This is a genomic window from Polymorphospora sp. A560, assembly GCF_045781765.1.
Lineage (GTDB): Bacteria > Actinomycetota > Actinomycetes > Mycobacteriales > Micromonosporaceae > Polymorphospora > Polymorphospora lycopeni.
Map to the genome: position 1 here is coordinate 6,350,732 of NZ_CP122282.1, position 21,819 is coordinate 6,372,550.

Consider the following 21,819-nt stretch of genomic DNA (forward strand, 5'->3'; position numbering starts at 1 on the left):
GTGAGTGGGGTCATGCCGCGCGAATAACCCCGCTCACGTTCAGTTCGCCGCCGTCCCTTCCAGCTCTCCCTGTTGATGTTTAGGCAGAGCTATAGTCTGGTCGTGGTGAAGCACACCTCCCGGCGGTGGACGATCAAGACGACGGCCGAGGTGCGCCAATGGCTGCGCTCCCTGCGTCAGACCGACCCCGAGACATACCGCTCGGTCAGCGTCGCGATCGACATGCTCGCAGAGGTCGGTCCCGGACTCGGTCGGCCGCTCGTCGATTCGCTCCGGGAATCGAGGATCGGCCACCTGAAGGAGCTACGGCCCAGGTCCGGCCGTGAAATCGCGATCCGGGTGCTCTTCGTGTTCGACCCTTGGTCGCAAGCGGTGCTGCTGGTGGGCGGCAACAAGGCCGGCAACTGGGCACGGTGGCACAAGACCGCGATCCCGGCCGCGGAGATCGCCTACGAAACCTGGCTGGCGTTCGAACGGAAGCGGAGGGAGGAATCGTGACAGAGTTTCACGACTGGGAGGACATCCGGGCCGAGTTGGACGACGGAGACAGCGACGCGCTTGACACGGAGCGCGCCCGCACCGAGGCCTGGGTCAGCGCGTTCCACCTCGCGGAAGAGCGCAAACGACTCGGACTCACCCAACGGGAGGTCGCCGACCTCATGGGCGTCACCCCGGGTCGGGTCAGCCAGATCGAGAACGGGGATCTCGACGCCAACGAGGTTGCCACCCTGAGCCGGTACGCACGGGCGCTGGGCGCCCGGATGCGGATCATCTTCGACTACGGGAACGACCTCCGCCAGATCGCGTGACGGATCAGCGGGGGTGTGGCTGATGTGCGGCAGGATTGACGGGTGCCCGAAGGCGACACCGTCTGGAACACGGCCCGCGTGCTGGAACGCGCGCTGGCCGGCCGGCCCCTGACCGGGTCGGACTTCCGGGTGCCGCGACTGGCGGCCACCGACCTGACCGGGTGGGCGGTGCTGGAGTCCGCCAGCCGGGGCAAGCATCTGTTGCTGCGGCTGCGCCACCCCGACTCCGACCGCCGGCTCACCCTGCACTCGCATCTGCGGATGGACGGGACCTGGCGGACGTACGCCCCCGGCCAGCGCTGGACGGCCCGGCCGGCGCACCTGATCCGGGTGGTGCTGCGGACCACGGACGCGGTCGCGGTCGGATACCACCTGCACGACATCGCCGTGGTACCGACGGGTCAGGAGTCGAGCCTCGTCGGCCATCTCGGGCCGGACCTGCTCGGCGCCGACTGGGACGCGGCCGAGGCTGCCCGCCGGCTGGCCGCCGCCCCGGCGGTCGAGATCGCCGACGCGCTGCTCGACCAGCGCAACCTCGCCGGCATCGGCAACCTCTACAAGGCCGAGGCGCTGTTCCTGCGGGGGCTGTGGCCGTGGACCCCGGTCGGCGAGGTGCCGGACCTGCCGGCCCTGGTCGGGCTGGCGCAGCGCCTGCTCGCCTCGAACCGGGGCCGCTGGCTGCAGACCACCACCGGCTCGCTGCGCCGCGACGAGGCCAACTACGTGTACGGCCGGGCCGGCCGGCCCTGCCACCGCTGCGGCACCCTGGTCCGCCGTGCCGACCAGGGCGAACGGATCACGTTCTGGTGCCCCACCTGCCAGCCCGGACCCGGCACCGGGCCGAGCCGGTCCGGGATCAGGTGAGGGTGGCGTAGTACCAGCCGGGGATGGGGTCGTTGCGGTACTGGCAGTCGATGGTCCGGGGGACGGGGGCGCCGCTGGTCATGAGGTCGTTGTACGCGGCCTCGCACTCGTAGTAGCCGTACGGCCCGTACCAGGTCGTCACGTAGGCCTGGGCGGGAACCGCGGTGACGGCCACGGTGGCGGCGGTGGCGGCCGCCAGGGCCAGGATGCGGCGGATCGACGGGCGCATGGCGGCCTCCGGGGCGTCGCACGATCACGTATCGACCATCATATATTCGATGGAGTCGGTCGTTCCAGAGTGGGCACGCGGGCGTCGGTCGCCCTGAGCACGTACGGCGGGCCACCCACGGGGCCGGATCATGGTCGCGGGCGCTCGGGGTTCTCCCGGTCGTCGGGTTCCTCCGGCCGGCGCAGGACATACCAGCGGCGTACCGGGCGGGTCCGCGGTAGCCGCTCCTCCTGGTAGGAGCGGGCGGTACGGACCGCCTCGGCCAGGCCGTGCGGGCGGGTCCGCCGTGGTCCGCCGCCGGCCATCGGGTCGGCCGCCATCTCCTTGAGCAGCGCGACCGCCAGCCCGAGCATCACCACGACGAACGGCAGCGCGACCATGATGGTCGCCTGCTGGAGTCCGCCCAGGCCGCCGGCGACCAGCAGTACGGCGGCGACGGCGCCGATCATGACCCCCCAGAGCACGGTCAGCGCCCGGTGCGGATACAGCGCGCCCCGGGAGGAGAGCGAGCCGAGCACCAGGGAGGCGGAGTCGGCGCTGGTGACGAAGAAGATCCCGATCAGCACCATGGCCACCACGCTGGTGACGGCGGCCAGCGGCAGCGTGTCGAGCAGTCCGAAGAGGGCCTGTTCCGTGCCGGCCTCGACGTCGGCGACGAGGTCACGCGACCCGGTGGTCTGGGCCCGCAGGGCGCTTCCGCCCATCACCGCGAACCAGACCGCGCTGGCGCCGCTGGGCACCAGCAGCACGCCGACCAGGAACTGGCGTACGGTCCGGCCCCGGGAGATCCGGGCGATGAAGGTGCCGACGAACGGTGCCCAGGAGATCCACCACGCCCAGTAGAAGATGGTCCACACGCCGAGCCATTCCGAGCCGGCGAACGCCCCGGTACGGGTCGAGATCTCGACCAGGCCGGCGAGGTAGTTGCCGACCGCGGCGGGGAGTACGTCGAGGATGTAGACGGTGGGCCCGACCACGAAGACGAAGAACATCAGTGCCACCGCCAGCACCACGTTGGTGGTGGAGAGCCACTTGATCCCCTTGTGCAGCCCGGAGAAGGCGGAGACGACGAAGGCCAGGGTGAGCGCGCCGATGACGATCAACTCGACCGAGACGGCCTCTTCGACACCGGCGACGATGTGCAGGCCGGCGGCGATCTGCAACGCTCCCAGGCCGAGGCTGGTCGCGGTGCCGAAGACCGTGGCGAAGATCGCCAGCAGGTCGATGGCCTGCCCGGCGACACCGTCGGCGCGCTTGCCGATCAGCGGGTGGAAGGCGGCGGAGATCCGGTTGCCGCGCCCCTTGCGGAAGGTGGCGTAGGCCAGCGCCAGCCCGGCGACGGCGTAGATGGCCCACGGGTGCAGGGTCCAGTGGAAGAGCGTGTACTGCATCGCGACCGAGGCGGCCGCGCCCGTCTCGGGCGCCACCCCACTGGCCGGGGGCGGGACCCGGAAGTGGTCGATCGGCTCGGCGACCGCGTAGAAGACCAGGCCGATCCCCATTCCGGCGCTGAACATCATGGCGATCCAGGCCAGGTTGCTGAACTCCGGCTCGTCGTCGTCGCGGCCGAGCCGGATCCGCCCGAACCGGCTGAGCGCGATCACGATGGCGAGCACCAGGAAGGCGTTGGCGGCGATGACGAAGAACCAGCCGAAGGTGGCGATGGTCCAGTCGAGTCCGCGCGCGCCGAATGCGCCGAGCGACTCCTGGGAGAAGATCCCCCACAGCACCACCGCCAGCACCCCGAGCAGGCCGACCCCGACGACCACCGGGTCCGGGGTACGCCGTTCGCCCGCCGCCTGACGTACCGCTTCCTCGGCCGGCTCCACTCGCTCGTCGGGAGTCGCCGGTTCGCCGCTCATGCCGGGTTCACCGCTGCGTCCACCATAAGAGCGTTATATCGGGCAAATGGCAGGCAAGACAATGGAACGGACATTTGCCCGATAGTGGCGAGTCGGAACGGCGCGGCCGGTGGGACCACGCGTACGCGGTCCCACCGGCCCGGGTTGCCGGTCAGGCGGTCGGATCAGCCGCCGGCCCGCTGGTCGAGGTGGCCTTCCTTGTGGCCGAGCACGATCGTCGGGTAGTTGAAGGCGACCCGCCTGGTGTTCGGATCGATCACCTGGATACGGGCCAGGGTGCAGTGCTCCGGCCGGATGAGGGTCCGGCCGCCGGAGGGCACGTCGGCGATCTTCTTGATCGGGTTGCCCTGAAGGTCGAAGTACCAGGCCTCCAGCTGGTACCAGCCGGTGTTGGTGAACTCGAGCGCACCGAGCAACGGGTACTGGCTGACCCGCTGCACGCCGACCGTCGCCGTGGTCGTACGGCCGTCCGGGCCGTACGCGGTCAGCGTGTAGGCGACGTTGCCGTCGTGGGTGCCGCCGGCGACCTCACCCGTCCAGCTGGCGACCGTGTTCTGGGTCTTGTCGTACAGGGTGGCGTCACCGCGCTTGACCACCACCCGGTTCGCCCCCGTGGTCCGCCAGCTCAGGGTGATCTTCGCGTTGACGCAGGCCTGCACCGCCGCCGGCGACGAGGTGAAGCTCTCGACCTTCGGGGCGCCCTTGGTCCACGCGGTGCCGTTGAGGCTCTCCCCGGCGTCGTGGCCGGCCCTGCGCGGCAGCACACCGAACTCGTAGTGGGTCGACGACGTCAGGCCCTTGATGGTGTACGTCATCACGCCGGTGCCCGGGTTGGCCGGGATGGTGACGTTCTTCCAGGTCTCCTCGCCGACCGGGCGCCATCCGACGACGTAGTTGTCCTCGCCCTCGGCGTTGTCGTTCCACCGGATCTGCAGCGACGCCTCCCCCTCGGCGACCACGGTCAGGCCGCTCGGTTTCGGCAGCGCCGGGTGGAGGGTGGTGGCACAGGTCTCCGACGCGGCCTGGGACGCCTCGTTGAACGCGATCACCCGGTAGCAGTAGCGGGTGGCCGGGGTGACGTCGCGGTCGGTCAGCCAGCGGATGTCGGCGCGCCCACGGTAGATCTCGTGCCACGCGCCGCCGGTCGTCGACCGCTCGACCCGGTAGTCCGTCACACCGGTGGTGTTGCCGGCCCACCTCAGGGCGATCGAGGTGGAGTAGATGGACCACTGCCCGAACGGCTCGATCACCGGCGTGGGGACCGGCACCGGGACCGTGTAGTCGCGGCAACCCAACTGGACCCGGTCGTTTCCGCCGTGCGAGCGGTTGACGGCCTGGACACAGATGGTGTGCGCTCCCGGCCGCATCGTCGCCGGCAGGTCCGTCACGTCGAACCCGTGTGCCGGGCCGTACTCCGGGCCGAGTTCCGGCCGGTGGGCACTCGCGGTCACCGTACGCACCAGGGCGCCGTCTTCGTAGATCTCGACCTGCACCGGGGCGCGGGGTTCGTCGGGGTCGACTGCCCAGCCCCGGACCCGGACGGTGCCGCCGACGCGGGTGACCTCGTCGACGGTGCCGATCGGGTCGTGCCGCACCGTGTACGTACGGCAGCCGAGCTGGGTGTTGACGCTGCCCGCGCCGACGTTGACGGCCCGGACACAGACGATGTGCTCCCCGTCGGACGGGTGTTCGGGCAGTTGGACGGTGAAGCCGTGGGCGGTGCCGTAGGCGGCGTACCCGGCCGGCGCGGCGGCCAGCGCCCGGTTCGCCTGGGTGGTGGCGACCAGCGAGCCGTTCTGGAGAACCTGCACGTCGACCGCACCGGCGGTGTCCGGGTCGAGGGCCCAGCCGTGCAGCGTGACGGTGGTTCCGGACCGGTCGATCCGGTCGAACGAGCCGACCGGGTCGACCCCGACGGCCAGCGGTACGCAGCCGATCCCCACGTCGTGGCCGGGCCCGTTGTTGATCGCCGTGGCGCAGACGTTGCCGCCGACGACCGCCGGCACCGTGCCGGAGAACCGGCCGTCGGCACCGGCCGTCACCGAACCGGCCTTCTTACCGCCGATGGTGATGTCGACCCGGACGTTGCCGCCGTCCGGATCCTCGGCCTGACCCGTCACGGCGACGCCGGCCGGCACCCGGGTCGCGGTGCCGAGCTTCCCTCTCGGGGGCAGCCCGGGTCCGCCGGTGTCGCAGGCCGGCGGAGGTTTCGGCCGGTCGCACATGGGACTGGCATGGGCCGGGGCCACCTGCGCCAGCATCCCCCCGGCCGCGGCCACCGCCGCGACGACCGCGGCTTGGATGAGTCTTCTCACGTCGTCCCTCTCTCGTGGAGAGGGCGGTGCCCCCCGGTCCGCCCGGAACCGCTCCGTCCACTTCAGACGGTGTGTCGGTTCCAGTCCAGCGTGACAGGGGTGTGGCCAGGACACTCGTAACTATCGACTGGCCGACAGGTGACCGGTGCCACTGACCGGCGGCTCAGCGACGGGCACGCACCGGTACGAGACGGCGCCGGTTCACCACGGCCAGGCCCACGGCGCCGGCGACCACCACCGCCGCTCCCCCGACAAGCCACCATCGCATCCCGGACCCCTCCCCGGCGTCCGCGGCGGCCGGCCCGGCCGCGCCGGGCGGAGCCTCCTGCGGTACGCGGGCCCGCACCGACGTGGTGACCCGGGTCGGGTTCGGCGGCGGCGTGTCGACCGTGATCTCCCAGTCGCCGGGCGAGAGCAGCGATCCGACCCGGTAGAAACCGAGCCCCTCGTTCGACGGGCCGACCTGCACCGGCCCGACCATCCGACCGCCCTCGCCGGTGCCGTTAAGGACCAGCCGCATGCCGTTGTCGACCGGGTGGCCGTCCTCGTACCGGGCCTGGATGGTCACCCCGGCACCACCGTCACCGGCCACCTCGAGCGTGACCTTGCCACCGTGCGCGGCGGCCGGCTGGCCACCCACCGCGACGAGCAGGGCGGCCAGCAGGGTGACGAGGACGATTCTGAGCAGTCGCATCTGACCAAACCTCCAGTGGCGCCGGGTGGCGCCGTGGCCGGGATGCGGGGCGGCCGTCCGGCGACCGCCCCGCACCTCCTTGCTTGCAGGCCGCCTACCGGCGACCGAACTTCCCCTTGCAGGCCGCCCGCCGGCGACCGAACTTCCCCTTGCAAGCCGCCTGCCGGCGACCGAACTTCCCCTTGCAAGCCGCCTACCGGCGACCGAACTTCCCCTTGCAGGCCGCCTACCGGCGACCGGTGGTTCCTAGAGCTTGCCGCCGGGGGCGATCCGGGTCGGGTCCTCGGCCACCCGGCCGGCCCCCTTCACGGACTTCCCGTCGTTGGCCCTGACGCCGGCCGTACTGGCCGAACCGCCCAGCCGGACGATCATCGCGTCGGTGTCGCGGACGAGCACCGCGCGCACCTCGGCGTCGGTCACCAGCGCGGTGTCCGACGCCAGCCCCCGGAAGGCGGTGAGCTGCTGGATCGCCCGGTTGTCACGCCCCTCGGCCTCGGACAGCCGGGCAGCTGCCAGCTTGTTCGTCAGCTGCCGGTGGGCCTTGTTCGACAACCGCCCGGTGGCCTTGAACCGGTCGATCAGGTTCTGCATGTCGCGGAACGAGGTGGTGACGAAGAACCGTACGGTCGAGGTCGTCTCGTTCCCGGCCTTGTCCGTGGCGGTGACGGTCAGCTCGTGCATGCCGAGGGTCAGTTCGTACATGGCCTGGAGCGTCCCGCTGTGGTACGTCACCCCGTCGAGCTTCCCGACGGTGGCCTCGATGCCGCTGGTGGGGTCGACGGCCGCGAAGGTGACCCGGACGTCCTGGCTGTCCCCGTAGAGCTGGCCGTCGGCGAGCCCGGCGACGATGACGGTCGGCTTCGTACCGTCGATCTTGATGATCGCGGACTTGAGCGTCTCGACGTTGCCGGCGGCGTCGGTGGCCCGGTACAGCAGCTCGTGCTGTCCGTCGCCGCTGACGTCGACCGGCTCGGTGTACGGCGTCCAGTCACCGCCGTCGAGCGCGTACTCGACCTTGGTGACGCCGGAGCCGGTCTCGGTCGTGGTGAGGGTGACCGGGACGGTGCCGGCGTGCCAGCCGTTGTCGTTCGACGGGGCGAACTCGGCAGCCGTCACCGGCGCGGTGGTGTCGATCCGGACCTCGACGGTCTTCGTCTCCTCCACGTTTCCGGCCTCGTCGGTCGACCGGAACCGCAGCTCGTGGCCGCCGTCCCCGCTGATCACCACCGGTTCGGTGTACGCCGTCCAGCCGGTCTCGTCGTCGAGCTGGTACTCGGTCGACGCGACACCGCTGCCGCCGGCCTCGTCGGTGGCGGTGAGGGTGACGGTGGCCGGGCCGGTGTACCAGCCGGCGGTCCCCGGCCCGTCGACGGTGCCGGTGGTGACCGGCGCGGTGCCGTCGGCGGTTTCGGTGGTCAGCCGGAAGTAGTCGAACGACGCGGTCTTCGACGCCGTCTGGTTGGCGCCGAGGGTGAACAGGCCGACGTTCGGCGTCGCCCCGACGGCGGCGTTCGTCAACGGCTCGAAGCTCGTCCACTCCTGCCCGTCGAGCGAGTACGACGCCGTGTAGACGTTCCCGGTCCGGCTCAGCCGCAGGTGCCACACCGAGTCGGTGAGGTTGGTGACCTGGGGCTGCGGGTTCTGGACCACCGATCCGATCTCGCTGCGGAACTCGATCCGGCGGGAGACCGGCTGACCGGGGGTGTTGTCGACGATGTAGTCGAGTTTCAGGTAGTTGTCGTCGTCGGCGTGCACGATGAGCCCGGCCTGCTGGTACTGCTCGTTCAGCAGGCTGCCGTCGACCTTCGTCTCCAGGGTCCAGTCGCCTTCCGGCGCGCCCTGCATGATGAAGTTCGTCGGCCCGGTGTTGCTGCCGGTGTAGATGTCACCGTTCGGTACGTCGATCTTCAGCGACCCGCCCTCGAGCCGGTAGGCGGTGGCGTCCTCGCGCAGGATCGCGTCCCACCGGCACTTGTCGAGCGCGGTGCCGTCGAACTCGTCCGACGGTTCGACCGGTCCGGCCGGCTCGTCCGGCGTGATCTGGAACCAGTCGAAGTGGGCCTCGACCACCGGCGCGGTGGTGCCGCCGTTCAGCGCGAACAGGCCGATCTTCGGGTTCTCGATGCCGGCGAGCACGGCCGACCGGCCCACCGGGGTGAAGTTCTGCCCGTCGCCGGACGCCTCGGCGGTCAGCGTCGTACCGTCGCTGATGATCCGCAGGTACACGGTGTCACCGGCCGGCGCCGGCGCGGCGTCGGCCCCCTCGTTGCGCGGGGTGCCGGCGGTCTGCCGGATGAACTCGATCTTCCGGGAATCGCCGAAGAGCAGGTCGAGCTTCGCCCAGTTGGCGTCGTCGCCGTAGACGATCAGGCCGGCCTGCTGGTAGTTGGCGGTGACCGGCACCGTCACCTTCGTCGTCGCCTGCCAGGCCCCGCCGGGCGCCGGCTGGAGCACGATGTTGGTGGCGTCGGTCCGGGCGCCGTACAGGTCGCCGACCGAGGTCGGCAGCTTCAGCACGCCGTCCGCGACCGAGTAGAGCTGGTTCTCCCGTACGACGGTGGTCCACCGGGTCTTGTCGAGCGAGTTGCCCGCGAAGTCGTCCGAACGCGCCCCGAAGCAGGACGTGTTGGGCGCCTCGGCGCGGACGGTGGTGCTGGCGTACGCCTTGGCGCCCCGCGCGTCGGTGACGGTGAGGGTGGCGGTGAACGTGCCCGGCACGGTGTAGGTGTGGGTGGCGTTCGCCGTGGTGGCCGAGCCGCCGTCGCCGAAGTCCCACTGGTACGTCAGCGGGGATTCGCCCTCGGGGTCGGTCGCCGTCCCGGTGAAGTTCACGGTCAGCGGGGCGGTGCCGGTCGTCGGGTCGGCGGCGACGGTCACCGTCGGCGGGGCGTTCTCGGTGACGCCGCGGCCGAGGAAGTCGACCCAGTTGACGTTGAACAGCGAGTTGGCGCCGCCGCTCGGATGCTTGGCGACGAAGAACAGCGGTGCGCTGCCCGCCGGCGGGTCGGTCAGGTCGACCGTGACGTCGGTGTACGTCTGCCAGGCGCCGGTCCCGGGCACCGTGGCGGTGACCAGCAGCGGACCGTCGACGGCGCCGCTGCGGACCTGGATCAGGCCGCCCTGTTCGGCGGACGCGACCCGGAACCGGAGCTGGTCGATGCTGTACAGGCTGGCGGGCGCGACCGACCACCAGTCGCCGTCCTCGATGAAGCCGATGTTCTGGAAGCCGCCGGCGGTGTCGCCGGTGGTCTCCTTCTGCACGCCCGGGTCGCCGCCGCCGGTGCCGTCGGCGGTCCGGCCGGTGGCGGTGAAGTACTCGGCCTGCTTGCGCTTGGGCTGCAACCGCTCGATGGACCGGCCGGTCAGCGGGCTGGCGCCGCCGACGCCGCCGTTGTCGGTGTAGCTGGCCTCGAAGACCGCGAACACGTTGGCCTCGGCACCGTGCCCGGCGGCCAGCGACGTCTGCACCGTGCCGGTGCAGCCGTGGTAGGTGTCCAGCGGATGGGAGTGCTCGTCGTGCCCGAGGAACGACTGCAGGACGACCCGGTCGCAGTCGATCTCGCCGTCCTCGGGGTCGGTGACCCGCACGGTGTATTCGACCTGGTCGCCCCAGTCGAAGAAGCCGCCGTCCGGCGGGAACTCGATGGTCACCGTCGGCGCGGTGTTGCCGACCGTGACGGGCACGTTCGCGACCGCGTCGCGGCCCTTCTCGTTGGTGACGGTGAGCTGGGCGGTGTAGTTGCCCGGCTCGGCGTACGTGTGTGCCGGGTTGGCGGCGGTCGAGGTGCCGCCGTCGCCGAACGTCCAGGCGAAGGTGATCTGGCCGCCGTCCGGGTCGCGGGAGCCGGCGCTGGAGAACTGTACGGCCAGCGGCGCCTGCCCGGACGTGGGCTCGGCGCTGGCGACCGCGATCGGGGCCCGGTCACCGGCGATGTAGTCGATCCGGTAGACGCCGGAGTTGTCGTTGTTCCCGCCGAACCCGCTGCCCCACTCGATCATGTAGAGGGCGCCGTCGGGGCCGAACTCGAAGTCCATCGGGCGGATGAACTCCATGCCGGTCAGCAGGTTGTTGATGTCGACCAGTTCGGTCGCGTCGGCACTGACCTGGAACGTGTACATCTTGGACTGGTTCCACTCGCCGAACAGCGCCTTGCCGTCGAAGTACGCCGGCCACTTGGTGTCGGAGGCCAGTTCGGGGTCGTACCGGTAGACCGGGCCGCCCATCGGCGCGCCGCCGCCACCGATCTCCGGGTAACGCGGGTCGGGGCTGTAGCCGTAGTCGACGGTGGCCGGGATCGCCGGCGGCAGGTTGGTCAGGCCGGTGTTGTTCGGCGAGTTGTTCACCGGCGCCGCGCAGTCGAACTTCGCCCCGCTCGGTCCGGACGGGAACGTGAAGTCGTTGTACGCCAGGTTGCTGCCGTGACAGTACGGCCAGCCGAAGTTGCCGGGCGCGTCGACGACGTTCCACTCGACCCGGCCCTCGGGTCCCCGGTTGGGGTTGGCGGTGCCGGCGTCGGGGCCGTAGTCGGCGACGTAGAGCACGCCGGTCTGCTGGTCGATGCCGATCCGGAACGGGTTGCGGAAGCCCATCGCGTAGATCTCCGGGCGGGTCTGCGCGGTGCCGGCCGGGAACAGGTTGCCGGTCGGCACGGTGTAGCCGCCGGCGTCCTCCGGGTGGATCCGCAGCACCTTGCCACGCAGGTCGTTGGTGTTGCCGGAGCTGCGCTGGGCGTCGTAGTCCTGCCGGCCCGGCCGCTCGTCGATCGGGGTGTAGGCGCTGGACTCGAACGGGTTGGTGTTGTCGCCGGTGGCCAGGTAGAGGTTGCCGTCGGCGTCGAAGACCATGCTGCCGCCGGCGTGGCAGCAGGTGTTGCGCTGGGTGTCGACCTGGATGACGACGCTCTCGCTGGCCGGGTCGATGGTGGTGCCGGTGACCGTGAAGCGGGAGAGCAGGTTGCGCGGGCCGCCGCCGGCCGGCGCGTAGTAGAGGTAGATCCAGCCGTTGGTGTCGAAGCCGGGGTCGAGCCGCAGCCCGATCAGGCCGTCCTCGTTGCCGGTGAAGACCGGCAGGGTCATCGCGGTGCTGGTCAGCCCGGTCTCGGGGTCGATCACCTGGACCCGGCCGTCCCGCTCGGCGTAGAAGACCCGGCCGTCGCCGGCGACGTCGAGTTCCATCGGGTTGTTGGTGTTGCTGTCCAGACTGATCTTCTCGAAGCTGTCGTCCAGGGTGGCCCGGCAGTCGGCGTCGACGGCACCGGCGGCGGTCTGGATGCCGCCGAGCAGGTGCGCGACGAACTCCGGTTCGGTGTACGACTCGTTGGTGTGGCCGCCGCCGGTGTACCAGGCCCGGCCGCCGTCGTAGTCGTGGCACCAGGCGATCGGGTGGTCGGCGCCCATCGCCCCGGCCCCCGGGGTGTACGTCCGCTCGTCGAGGCTGGCGAGCACGTGTACGTCGCCGCGCGGGTTGGTCTGGAAGTTGTACCACTCGTCGTAGCGGGACCAGTTCGCCGGCAGCGCCGCCGTGGACGGGTGCGCCGGGTCCTCGACCTTGATGGTGGCCTGCTGGTTGGCCGGGTGGGCGGAGAAGTACGCGCCGACGAGGCCGCCGTACCACTCCCAGCTGTATTCGGTGTCGGAGGCGGCGTGCACGCCGACGTAGCCGCCGCCGGCCCGCACGTACCGCTCGAACGCGGCCTGCTGGTCGGGGTCGAGGACGTCGCCGGTGGTGGACAGCCAGATCACCGCGGCGTACCGGGCGAGGTTGGCGTCGGTGAACGCGGCGCCGTCCTCTGTGGTGTCGACGGTGAACCCGTTGTCGGCGCCGAGTTGCTGGATCGCGGCGATGCCGGCCGGGATCGAGTCGTGGCGGAACCCGGCCGTCTTGGAGAAGACCAGGACCGAGTACGGGTCGACCGCCGTCACGGCGCGCGTGGCTACGGGCGCGGCGGAGGCGGGTGCCGGGCCGGCCACCACGCCGGTCGCGGCGAGCGCGAGGGCGACGGTGCCGGTGAGCAGGAGGCGGGTCAGGGCGCGCGGTGATCGCGATCGGCGCGTTGGGGACACGGGGATCTCCATCATCTGTCGAGGACAGGGATGAGTCCCGTCGCCAGCTCGCCGAAGGGCCGGAGTCGGGTGGTGGGGTTCAGGCGCGCGCGACCCGCCGAGGTCGCCCGCTCCATTTTGTAGGGTGGTTGAACAAATTAGCCCCGGTACGCCCCGACGGCGCAAGACATAGACAAGCCAACATTGGTAACGGTTACGTAAACACAAGATCGGCTTGATCGATTCGCCGGATTGATCCGCAATCCAGAACCCGCGTGGGCGAGGGGCGACGCCGGTCGGGACCGCCGGCCGGGCACCCGGTGCCCGGCCGCCGTCAGTGCTGCTGCTGGGCCCGCATCGGGTCGGCGAACTTGCGCAACTCGGCCAGGTCCGAGGCGACCCCGCGCAGCCGCTCGCTCGCGTCGGCCAACTGCGACACCGCCGGATGCTCCACGGCACCCCGGCCGTCCTCGGCCACATACCCCGCCGCCGCCGCGACCAGCCGCTCGTAGGCGGTCACGCCCCCGGTCAACTGGTCGACCAGGTTGCGGTGCGCCTCGTCCAGACCGTCACGGGAGTCGGCGGGCGCGACCCGCAGCGCCCGCTCCACGCCGGCCACCCGCTGGGCGAGTTCGCGCAAAGACCGCTCGGCCACCGCCGCGTCCAGCACCGCCGCGTCGGCCGAGCCGGTCAGGTCGCCCGCCAGCCCGGCCATCGCCGCCGACGCCCGGTCCAGCCGCGCCGACGGCTCGGCCGCCGAGGAGCCGCGCAGGGCCATCCGGGACCGCTGCCGGCGGACCTCCTCCATCGCGGTCTTGCCGACGGGCAGCCGCTCGACCGCCGCGACCAGCCGCGCCCGGGCCTGCTCGGGGCTCACCGGCTCGGGCGGGGGCGGCGCCGGCTGGGCGGCCAGCGCCCGCAGGTCGATCCACCGCCACGCGGCGAGCGCGATCGAACCACCCGCGGCGGCGGCCCAGGCGGCGTCGGGCAGCCCGATCCCGGCGTACGGGATCAGGATGGCGGCGGCCCCACCGAAGCCGCCACCGAGCACGGTCCAGCGCCGGGCGGACCGGCGCAGCTTGCGGAGCCGGCGGAAGTAGCGCGCCCGCTGGTCGGCCACGTGAAGCTCCTCCCCCGCCCCGGCCGGGTCAGCCGGCGGCGCTCTGATCGCCGGTGTTGCGCTCCTTGGACAGGCTGGCCCGGATCTCGTCCAGCCGGGCCACGCTCGCCGGGTCACCGGTCGCGGCCTGGCCGACGGAGGGCTGCCCGGCGGCCTGCTGCTGGCCACCCAGCTGCTCACCGGCCATGCTGGCCCGGATCTGCTCCAGCCGCGACGAGCCGGCCATGTCCAGCGTCGTCTTCTGCACCTCGAGCATCCGGCCCTCGACGGAGTTGCTGGCCAGTTCGGCCCGGCCCATCGCGTTGGCGTAACGGCGCTCGATCTTGTCGCGGACCTCGTCGAGCGACGGGGTGTTGGCCGGTGCGGCCAGCGACGACATCGACTCCAGCGACCGGGCCACGGTCTCCTGCATCTTGGCCTGCTCGAGCTGGCTCAGCAGCTTGGTGCGCTCGGCCAGCCGCTGCTGCAGGACCATCGCGTTGTTCTCCACCGCCCGGCGGGCCTGGGCCGCAGCGGCCAGCGCCTGGTCGTGCAGCGCCTTGAGGTCCTCCATCGACTGCTCGGCGGAGACCAGCTGGGTCGCCAGCGTCTGCGCCGTCTGCTCGTACTTGCCGGCCTCGGCCTCGTCACCGGAGGCCCGCGACCGGTCGGCGAGCACCAGCGACTGCCGGGCCATCGACTGGAGCTTCTCGACCTCGGACATCTGGCGGGACAGCTTCATCTCCAGCTGCCGCTGGTTGCCGATCACCGCGGCTGCCTGCTGGACGAGCGCCTGATGCTGGCGCTGGGACTCCTCGACGGCCTGCTGGATCTGCACCTTCGGATCGGCATGTTCGTCGATCTTGGCGCCGAAGAGCGCCATCACGTAGCGCCAGCCCTTGACGAACGGGTTCGCCATATTCGCGTGTCCCCTCAGTGTCATCAGTGCGGTGTCCCGCCCGGGTCGACCCGACCCGGGCGACCGTACGGCACGTCTCCATCGTCCCAGCCCGGCGCCAGCGCGTCACCCGGCCTCAGGGGGATATCCGGGGATACGGTCCGGTCAGGAGATCAACCTTACCCAGGCCCGGCCAGCATTGCCGAGCCGGCGCGTGCCCGTACGGACACACCGGGTAGCGCGGGCGATTGATCAGGCGGCGTAGACGACGTCGAGGTCGTGCTTCTTGCCGGAGCGCACCGTGCGGGTGGTCCGCAGGGTCGCCTTCAGCGGCCCCTCCTGGCGCACCGACACCGAAACCTTGCCGTCGGAGGTGACCTGGCGCACCTTGGCCTCACCGACCGGCAGCCGGCCGGCGTCGGCGGTGGGCCGCACCTCGGCGGCCCGGGCGGCACGCGCGTCCGCGCCGACCGCGGTCCGGGCCGGACGGGCGGCGCCGGCGGGCCGCACCTCGCGCCCGACGGCCGGATCGGCACCCGGCGCGTCCTGCACCGGCACCAGCACGCCCTGCATCTGCTCGGCCAGCGCGACCGTGTGGCTGACCTCGCGCAGCAGGTCGGACAGGTGGGCGCCGAGCGCGTCGCAGATCGACGCGAGCAGCTCGCTGGACGCTTCCTTCTGACCCCGCTCGATCTCGGACAGATAGCCGAGACTGACGTTGGCGGCGGTGGAGACCTCGCGTAGGGTGCGGTGCTGTCCCTGCCGGCGCGCGCGCAATGCGTCACCGATCACCCGGCGTAGCAGGACCATGGCACCTCCTCCTCACGCGGGGCCAACCGGCGTCTGCCGGAGGCTTCCCGCAACCGTACCCGCTGCGGAGCCCTTAAGACATCCTGCCCCGCCGGGGCATTCGTCCACCATCCCCCCGCGGTGATCAGTCCGCCGCGGGGGCCCAGAATCCCACCCATCGGGCACATCTCGCTGCTTTCAGCCAGATTCCGGCGGCTCGTCACCCCGCCCGGCGCTGGTGGCGGGGGCCGCTTTTGCGACGCCGGTGGCGGCGGCCGTTCCTCCGACGCCGGTGGCGGCGGCCGTTCCTCCGACGCCGGTGGCGGCGTCGATTTGTTCGGCCAGCAGGCGCAGCGCGGCGACGACAGTACCCGCCCGAACGGCGGTCCGGTCGCCGTCGAGGGTCAGCCGGCGGACCGCCGGCCCCGACGGACCGGCCACCGCGACGTAGACCAGCCCCACCGGCTTGCCGTCCTGCGGCTCCGGCCCGGCCACCCCGGTCGTCGCCAGCCCCCAGTCGGCCCCGCAGGCGGCCCGCGCGCCGTCCGCCAGCGCCACCGCCACGTCCGGGTCGACCGGACCGCGCTCGGCCAGCAGACCGGCCGGTACGCCGGCCAGCGACCCCTTCAGCTCGGTGGCGTAGACCACCAGCCCGCCCCGGAAGACCGCGCTGACCCCGGGCACCTCGACCAGGGTGGCCGCCAGCAGGCCACCGGTCAGCGACTCGGCGGTCGCCAGGGTCGATCCCCGCGCCTTGAGCCGGTCCACCAGCCCGGTCAGCCCCGCCGGGTCGACGCCGGCCGGCCGGCCGGCGGTCATCCGGCCCGGCCGCGCAGCCGCAGGGCGCGCAGCACGTAGTCGAGCCCGGTGAGCACGGTCACCAGCACCGCCGCGGCCATGATCCACGGACCGACCCCGGCCAGGGCCGCCGGCACCGGCCACAGGTACCAGACGATGGCGAGGGTCTGCAGCGCCGTCTTCAGCTTGCCGCCCCGGCTGGCCGCGATCACCCCGTAGCGGATGACCCAGAACCGGATCAGCGTCACCCCGAACTCGCGGACCAGGATCAGCCCGGTCACCCACCAGGGCAACTGGTCGTACCAGGAGAGCAGGACCAGGGCGGTCCCGGTCAACGCCTTGTCGGCGATCGGGTCGGCGACCTTGCCGAACGCCGTGACCAGCCCGAACCGGCGGGCGATCCAGCCGTCGACGAGATCGGTCGCCGAGGCGACCGCGAAGGTCACGCAGGCCGCGATCCGGGTGCTGGAGTGCGTCATCGCCGAGGTGACGACCAGCACCGCGAAGACCGGGATGAGCACCATGCGCAGGGCGGTCAGCGCGTTGGCGGCGTTGAGCAGTGGCACCTGGCCGGCGACGGAGGACGAACTGGACGGCGGGTGACTCGTCGTCTCCATCAGCACGTCCCCGCCCGGTCGTGCCGCGGCCGGACCCGGTGGGCCGCCCCGGTCACGCCGCTGCCGAGATCATTTCGACCGGCACCGCGAGGAGGTCGACCCCCTCCGTGCCGGTCACGGTCGCCCGCACCAGGTCGCCGGGGCGCAGGACGGCGAGGTCCACTCCGCCCGTCGGTGGCGCCACCAGGGTCGTCGAACCGTCGACCTCGGGCGCCTGGTGGGCGGCCCGCCCCTCGACCAGCCCGTCTTCGACCGAGTCGACGAGCACCTCGACCGTCGTCCCGATCCGCTCCTCGGCACGCTGCGAGCACAGCTCGTCGGCCAGGGCGGCGAGCTTGTCGTAGCGCCGCTTCACGGTCGCCGCCGACACCTTGCCGGGCAGCGAGGCGGCCTCGGTGCCGTCCTCGTCGCTGTAGTCGAAGACGCCGATGGCGTCGAGCCGGGCGTCGGTCAGGAAGCGGACCAGCTCGTCGACGTCGGCCCGGGTCTCACCGGGGAAGCCGACGATGAAGTTGCTGCGCGCGCCGGCCTCCGGGGCGAGCGCCCGGGCCGACTCCAGCAGCTCCAGGAAGCGGGCCGTCGACCCGAACCGCCGCATCCGGCGCAGCACCGGCTCGCTGGAGTGCTGGAACGACAGGTCGAAGTACGGCGCGACACCGGGCGTGGTGGCGATCGCCTCCACCAGGCCGGGCCGGGTCTCGGCCGGCTGGAGGTAGCTGGCCCGGACCCGCACGATGCCGGTGACCGCGGCCAGCTGGGGCAGCAGTTTCTCCAGCAGCCGCGGGTCGCCGAGGTCCTTGCCGTACGACGTGGAGTTCTCGCTGACCAGGACCAGTTCGCGGACCCCGGTCTTGGCCAGCCACTCGGCCTCGGCCAGCAGTTCGTCCGGCGTACGGGAGACGAACGCGCCGCGGAAGGCGGGGATGGCGCAGAACGAGCACCGGCGGTCGCAGCCGCTGGCGAGCTTGAGCGAGGCGACCGGCCCGGCGTCGAGCCGGCGGCGCAGCACCGGCCGCAGGTGGGCCGGGGTGTGCGCGTCGACGGTCGCGTGGCCGGGCACCACGACCGCGCTGTCGCGGCGGGACACCGGGGTCAGCGGCAGCAGTTCGCGCCGGTCGCGCGGGACGTGCGCGTCGAGCTGCTCCCCGGCCAGCACCGACCGGAGCCGGGCGGAGATGTCGGGGTAGTCGTCGAAGCCGAGCACCGCCTGGGCCTCGGGCAGGCTGCCGGCCAGCTCGCGGCCGTAGCGCTCGGCCATGCAGCCGGCCGCGACCACCTTGGCACCGGTGTCGGCGGCGTCGAGAAGGGTCTGGATGGAGTCCTGCTTGGCCTTCTCGACGAAGCCGCAGGTGTTGACCAGCACCACGTCGGCGCCCTCGCCGTCGGTGCTGACCTGCCATCCGTCCGCGTGCAGGCGGGCGGCCAACTCCTCCGAGTCGACCTCGTTACGAGCGCAGCCCAGGGTCAGCAGCGCCACCCGGCGGCCGTCGGGAGGTGGGGAGGAGGAGGTCACAGACACCTCCCGAGGGTACCGGGCCGGGCTGACAGCCCGGCCCCCCGGCACCCGTACGGCGTCAGTCGTCGGCCCGCAGCGCGACGAGCGCCTCCTCGAGTTCGTCGGGTTTGACCAGCACGTCGCGGGCCTTGGAGCCCTCGGAGGGGCCGACGATCCCGCGGGTCTCCATCAGGTCCATCAGCCGGCCGGCCTTGGCGAACCCGACCCGCAGCTTGCGCTGGAGCATCGACGTCGACCCGAACTGCGAGGTCACCACCAGCTCGATCGCCTGGATCAGCACGTCCAGGTCGTCGCCGATGTCCTCGTCGATCTTCTTCTTGTTGTCCTGCGCCGGGGCGAGCACGTCCGGCCGGAACTCCGGCTCGCGCTGGTCCTTGCAGAACTTGACGATGTCGTTGATCTCGGACTCGCCGACCCAGGCACCCTGGATCCGGACCGGCTTGGAGGCGCCCATCGGCAGGAAGAGTCCGTCGCCGCGACCGATGAGCTTCTCGGCACCGGGCTGGTCGAGGATGACCCGGGAGTCGGCGAGCGAGCTGGTGGCGAACGCCAGCCGGGAGGGCACGTTGGCCTTGATCAGGCCGGTGACGACGTCGACCGAGGGCCGCTGGGTGGCCAGCACCAGGTGGATGCCGGCGGCCCGGGCGAGCTGGGTGATCCGGACCACGGAGTCCTCGACGTCGCGCGGGGCGACCATCATCAGGTCGGCCAGCTCGTCGACGATCACCAGCAGGTAGGGGTAGGGGCGGATCTCCCGTTCGCTGCCCGGCGGCGGCTTGACCTGCCCGGCGCGCACCTTGCGGTTGTAGTCGTCGATGTGGCGGACCCCGGCGGCGGCCAGGTCGTCGTAGCGCATGTCCATCTCGCGCACGACCCAGTCCAGCGAGTCGGCCGCCTTCTTGGGGTTGGTGATGATCGGGGTCACCAGGTGCGGGATCCCCTCGTACGCGCTCATCTCGACCCGCTTGGGGTCGATCAGCACCAGCCGTACCTCGTCGGGGGTGGCCCGGCTCAGCAGCGAGACCAGCAGGGAGTTGAGGCAGGAGGACTTGCCGGCACCGGTCGCGCCGGCGATCAGGATGTGCGGCATCTTCGCCAGGTTGGCCACCACGTAGCCGCCCTCGATGTCCTTGCCGAGGGCGACCACCATCGGGTGGTGGTCGCTGGTCGCCGCCCGTGAGCGCAGGACGTCACCGAGTGCCACGTCCTCGCGGTCGGAGTTGGGGATCTCCACGCCGACCGCGCTCTTGCCCGGGATCGGGCTGAGGATGCGTACGTCGGGCGATTTGACCGCGTAGGCGATGTTGCGGGAGAGCTGGGTGATCCGTTCGACCTTGACGCCGTGGCCCAGTTCGACCTCGTAGCGGGTGACGGTCGGGCCGCGGGTGAAACCGGTCACCGCCGCGTCGACGCCGAACTGGTCGAAGACGCCCTCGAGGGCGGCCATGACGTCGTCGTTGGCCTTGCTGCGGGTCTTGGGCGCGCTGCCGCCCTTGAGCAGGTTGGCGGGGGGCAGCCGGTAGTCGCCGGCCATCCCGGAGATGGCCAACTGCTCGGCCCGGGTCGGGGCCGGGGAGTGCTCGGGCGGCGGGGCGGGCTTGCGGGCGGCGCCCTTGCCGGCCGGCTTGCGCGGCAGCACCACGGTGTCGTGGACGACCTCCTGGTCGTCGTATCCGGGCTCGGCGGGTTCCGGCTCGGCGGCGGTGGCGACCCGGCGGCGGGCCGGGCGGCGCTTGGACGGCGGTGGTTCCTCGTCCTCCCCGTCGGGACCGTCGGCGTCGTCGATGTCGTCGTCGGGGTCGTACGGACCCGACGGGCGGCCGAGCAGCGAGCCGACGAGCATGCCGACCCGTTCCGGCACCTTGTTGATCGGGGTGGCGGTGATGACCAGGAGCCCGAAGAGCATCAGCAGCACGAGCAGGGGTACGGCGACCCAGCCGGTCACCGCCTTGACCAGAAGCTGCCCGACGCCGGCCCCGATCAGGCCGCCGGCGTAGTCGCGCTGGGCGTTGTCGACCGGGTCCTGCCCGATGTGCAGCAGCCCGGCGGTCGACACGATCAGCGCGGTCCAGCCGACGAGGCTGCGGCCCCGGTGTGCGGGGTCGCCGGGTTCGCGCATGAGCTTGACCGCGCTGACGAGCAGCAGCAGCGGGACGGCGGCGGCGATCGCGCCGAGGAAGAGCCGCACGGTGTCGGCGACCCGGGCGCCGACCGGCCCGGCGCCGGAGAACCAGACCGCGACGCCGGTCAGGATGGCCAGCCCGAGCAGGAACAGGCCGGCGCCGTCGCGGCGGTGGCCCGGGTCGAGGTCGCGGGCGGGGGCGACCTGGCGGCCGACGGCGCGCACCGCCCAGCCGACGGAGTGGGCCAGTCCCATCCACACGGCACGGACGCCGCGACCGAGGTGGACGGCGGGGCTGGCCCGGCCGCGGGTCGGGGTGCGGGCCGGCCGCTTGCGGGGGGTGGCTGCGGCCCGGGTCTTCGCCGGTTGGCGGGCGCGCGGCGTCGCGGCGCCGCGCGCCGGTGACGCGCTCCGACGCCGGTTAGCCGAAGAGGTCCGCCCCGCCATAGAGTCACACGGTAGCCGCGCGGTCCGACTAATCCTCGCTTTTGACTGCCGTGTCCCGCCGTCCGTCGCCGGTGGCGGTGCCGGCTGTCACACCCGCCTAGCATCATGGGCGGACCAACCGGCACAAGCCACACAACACGCGGGGTGGCGGCGCGGCCTTACCGTGCTGTCTGCCGGACCGCGATCCACTCGGGCCCGTGGTCCGTCACCCCCGCCCCCGCACGTCAGGAAGGACGCCGCACATGCCACCGCCGGGTTTCCAGGACACTTCAGACGAACCCACCAGCGGTGGTCAGTTGCAGACACTTCAACCGCTCAGCCACGAACTGATCGCCTCGGTGCTCGACGCGCGGGACTACTCGTTCCACACCGACGAGGACGGCGACATCTTCGGCAAGTGGGACGACAACCTCATCTACTTCTTCCGGCTCGGCAACGCGGGCGAACTGCTCCAGATCCGCACGATGGCGGCCAGCACGTTCGGGATCGACGACGTGCCGCGGCTCTACGCCTTCTGCAACGAGTGGAACCACGACCGGCTGTGGCCCAAGGCCTTCGTGCACGTCAACGACGACGGCAGCGTCCGGGTCTGCGGCGAGGTCATCACCGACCTCGAACAGGGCGTGACCACGGCCCAGCTCGACCAGCTCCTCAACTGCGGTGTCTCCACCGGTTGCCAGATGGCCGACGCCGTCGCCGAACTGCGGGACTGACCGCG

16 protein-coding genes are annotated in these 21,819 nt (G+C 71.9%); 4 read left to right on the plus strand and 12 right to left on the minus strand.

Going from position 1 to position 21,819, the window contains the following annotated elements:
- Window positions 1–102 precede the first annotated feature (102 nt).
- Genes QCD66_RS28740 through QCD66_RS28750 form a run of 3 tightly spaced genes read left to right on the plus strand, consistent with a single transcriptional unit; the run spans window position 103 to window position 1,673 of the window.
- Window positions 103–498, plus strand: coding sequence for a type II toxin-antitoxin system RelE/ParE family toxin (locus tag QCD66_RS28740; protein ID WP_375736312.1), 396 nt, complete (start codon window positions 103–105; stop codon window positions 496–498).
- Window positions 495–809 (plus strand): helix-turn-helix transcriptional regulator, encoded by a 315-nt coding sequence (locus QCD66_RS28745; protein WP_357535908.1) that lies wholly within the window; start codon window positions 495–497, stop codon window positions 807–809. The genes QCD66_RS28740 and QCD66_RS28745 overlap by 4 nt, the downstream gene beginning before the upstream one ends.
- A 42-nt stretch (window positions 810–851) precedes the next feature.
- A complete protein-coding gene (locus tag QCD66_RS28750; RefSeq protein WP_375736313.1) occupies window positions 852–1,673 on the plus strand; it encodes a DNA-formamidopyrimidine glycosylase family protein in 822 nt (273 codons plus the stop codon).
- Here the strand turns inward: QCD66_RS28750 and QCD66_RS28755 are convergent.
- From QCD66_RS28755 to QCD66_RS28810, 12 genes are all read right to left on the minus strand, one after another.
- Window positions 1,666–1,902 (minus strand): hypothetical protein, encoded by a 237-nt coding sequence (locus QCD66_RS28755; protein ID WP_375736314.1) that lies wholly within the window; start codon window positions 1,900–1,902, stop codon window positions 1,666–1,668. The two genes, QCD66_RS28750 and QCD66_RS28755, sit on opposite strands and share 8 nt — an antisense overlap.
- A 128-nt stretch (window positions 1,903–2,030) precedes the next feature.
- Window positions 2,031–3,764 (minus strand): BCCT family transporter, encoded by a 1,734-nt coding sequence (locus QCD66_RS28760; RefSeq protein ID WP_375736315.1) that lies wholly within the window; start codon window positions 3,762–3,764, stop codon window positions 2,031–2,033.
- A 164-nt stretch (window positions 3,765–3,928) separates the two neighbouring features.
- Window positions 3,929–6,079: a fibronectin type III domain-containing protein gene (locus QCD66_RS28765; protein ID WP_375736316.1), complete on the minus strand. Its 2,151-nt coding sequence runs from the start codon at window positions 6,077–6,079 to the stop codon at window positions 3,929–3,931.
- 163 nt (window positions 6,080–6,242) lie between these two features.
- Window positions 6,243–6,773: a hypothetical protein gene (locus QCD66_RS28770; protein WP_375736317.1), complete on the minus strand. Its 531-nt coding sequence runs from the start codon at window positions 6,771–6,773 to the stop codon at window positions 6,243–6,245.
- Window positions 6,774–7,019: 246 nt separating this feature from the next.
- Window positions 7,020–12,836, minus strand: a complete 5,817-nt coding sequence (locus QCD66_RS28775) for a ThuA domain-containing protein (protein WP_375736318.1) — start codon at window positions 12,834–12,836, stop codon at window positions 7,020–7,022.
- Between the two features lie 313 nt (window positions 12,837–13,149).
- Window positions 13,150–13,935: a phage shock envelope stress response protein PspM gene (gene pspM, locus QCD66_RS28780; RefSeq protein ID WP_357535893.1), complete on the minus strand. Its 786-nt coding sequence runs from the start codon at window positions 13,933–13,935 to the stop codon at window positions 13,150–13,152.
- Between the two features lie 28 nt (window positions 13,936–13,963).
- Window positions 13,964–14,833 (minus strand): PspA/IM30 family protein, encoded by an 870-nt coding sequence (locus QCD66_RS28785; RefSeq protein ID WP_375736319.1) that lies wholly within the window; start codon window positions 14,831–14,833, stop codon window positions 13,964–13,966.
- Window positions 14,834–15,064: 231 nt separating this feature from the next.
- Window positions 15,065–15,622, minus strand: a complete 558-nt coding sequence (locus QCD66_RS28790) for a helix-turn-helix transcriptional regulator (RefSeq protein ID WP_364207942.1) — start codon at window positions 15,620–15,622, stop codon at window positions 15,065–15,067.
- 177 nt (window positions 15,623–15,799) lie between these two features.
- A complete protein-coding gene (locus QCD66_RS28795; protein WP_375735208.1) occupies window positions 15,800–16,420 on the minus strand; it encodes a CinA family protein in 621 nt (206 codons plus the stop codon).
- Entirely contained in the window at window positions 16,417–17,016 is a 600-nt protein-coding gene (gene pgsA, locus QCD66_RS28800; protein WP_357535888.1) for a CDP-diacylglycerol--glycerol-3-phosphate 3-phosphatidyltransferase, read from the minus strand. The genes QCD66_RS28795 and pgsA overlap by 4 nt, the downstream gene beginning before the upstream one ends.
- A 52-nt stretch (window positions 17,017–17,068) precedes the next feature.
- Window positions 17,069–18,535 (minus strand): 30S ribosomal protein S12 methylthiotransferase RimO, encoded by a 1,467-nt coding sequence (rimO, locus tag QCD66_RS28805; RefSeq protein ID WP_375735207.1) that lies wholly within the window; start codon window positions 18,533–18,535, stop codon window positions 17,069–17,071.
- A 55-nt stretch (window positions 18,536–18,590) separates the two neighbouring features.
- Window positions 18,591–21,101: a DNA translocase FtsK 4TM domain-containing protein gene (locus QCD66_RS28810; RefSeq protein WP_375735206.1), complete on the minus strand. Its 2,511-nt coding sequence runs from the start codon at window positions 21,099–21,101 to the stop codon at window positions 18,591–18,593.
- Window positions 21,102–21,343: 242 nt separating this feature from the next.
- On the opposite strand from QCD66_RS28810, the gene QCD66_RS28815 reads away from it, so the two are divergent.
- Window positions 21,344–21,814 (plus strand): YbjN domain-containing protein, encoded by a 471-nt coding sequence (locus QCD66_RS28815; RefSeq protein WP_375735205.1) that lies wholly within the window; start codon window positions 21,344–21,346, stop codon window positions 21,812–21,814.
- Window positions 21,815–21,819: the final 5 nt, after the last annotated feature.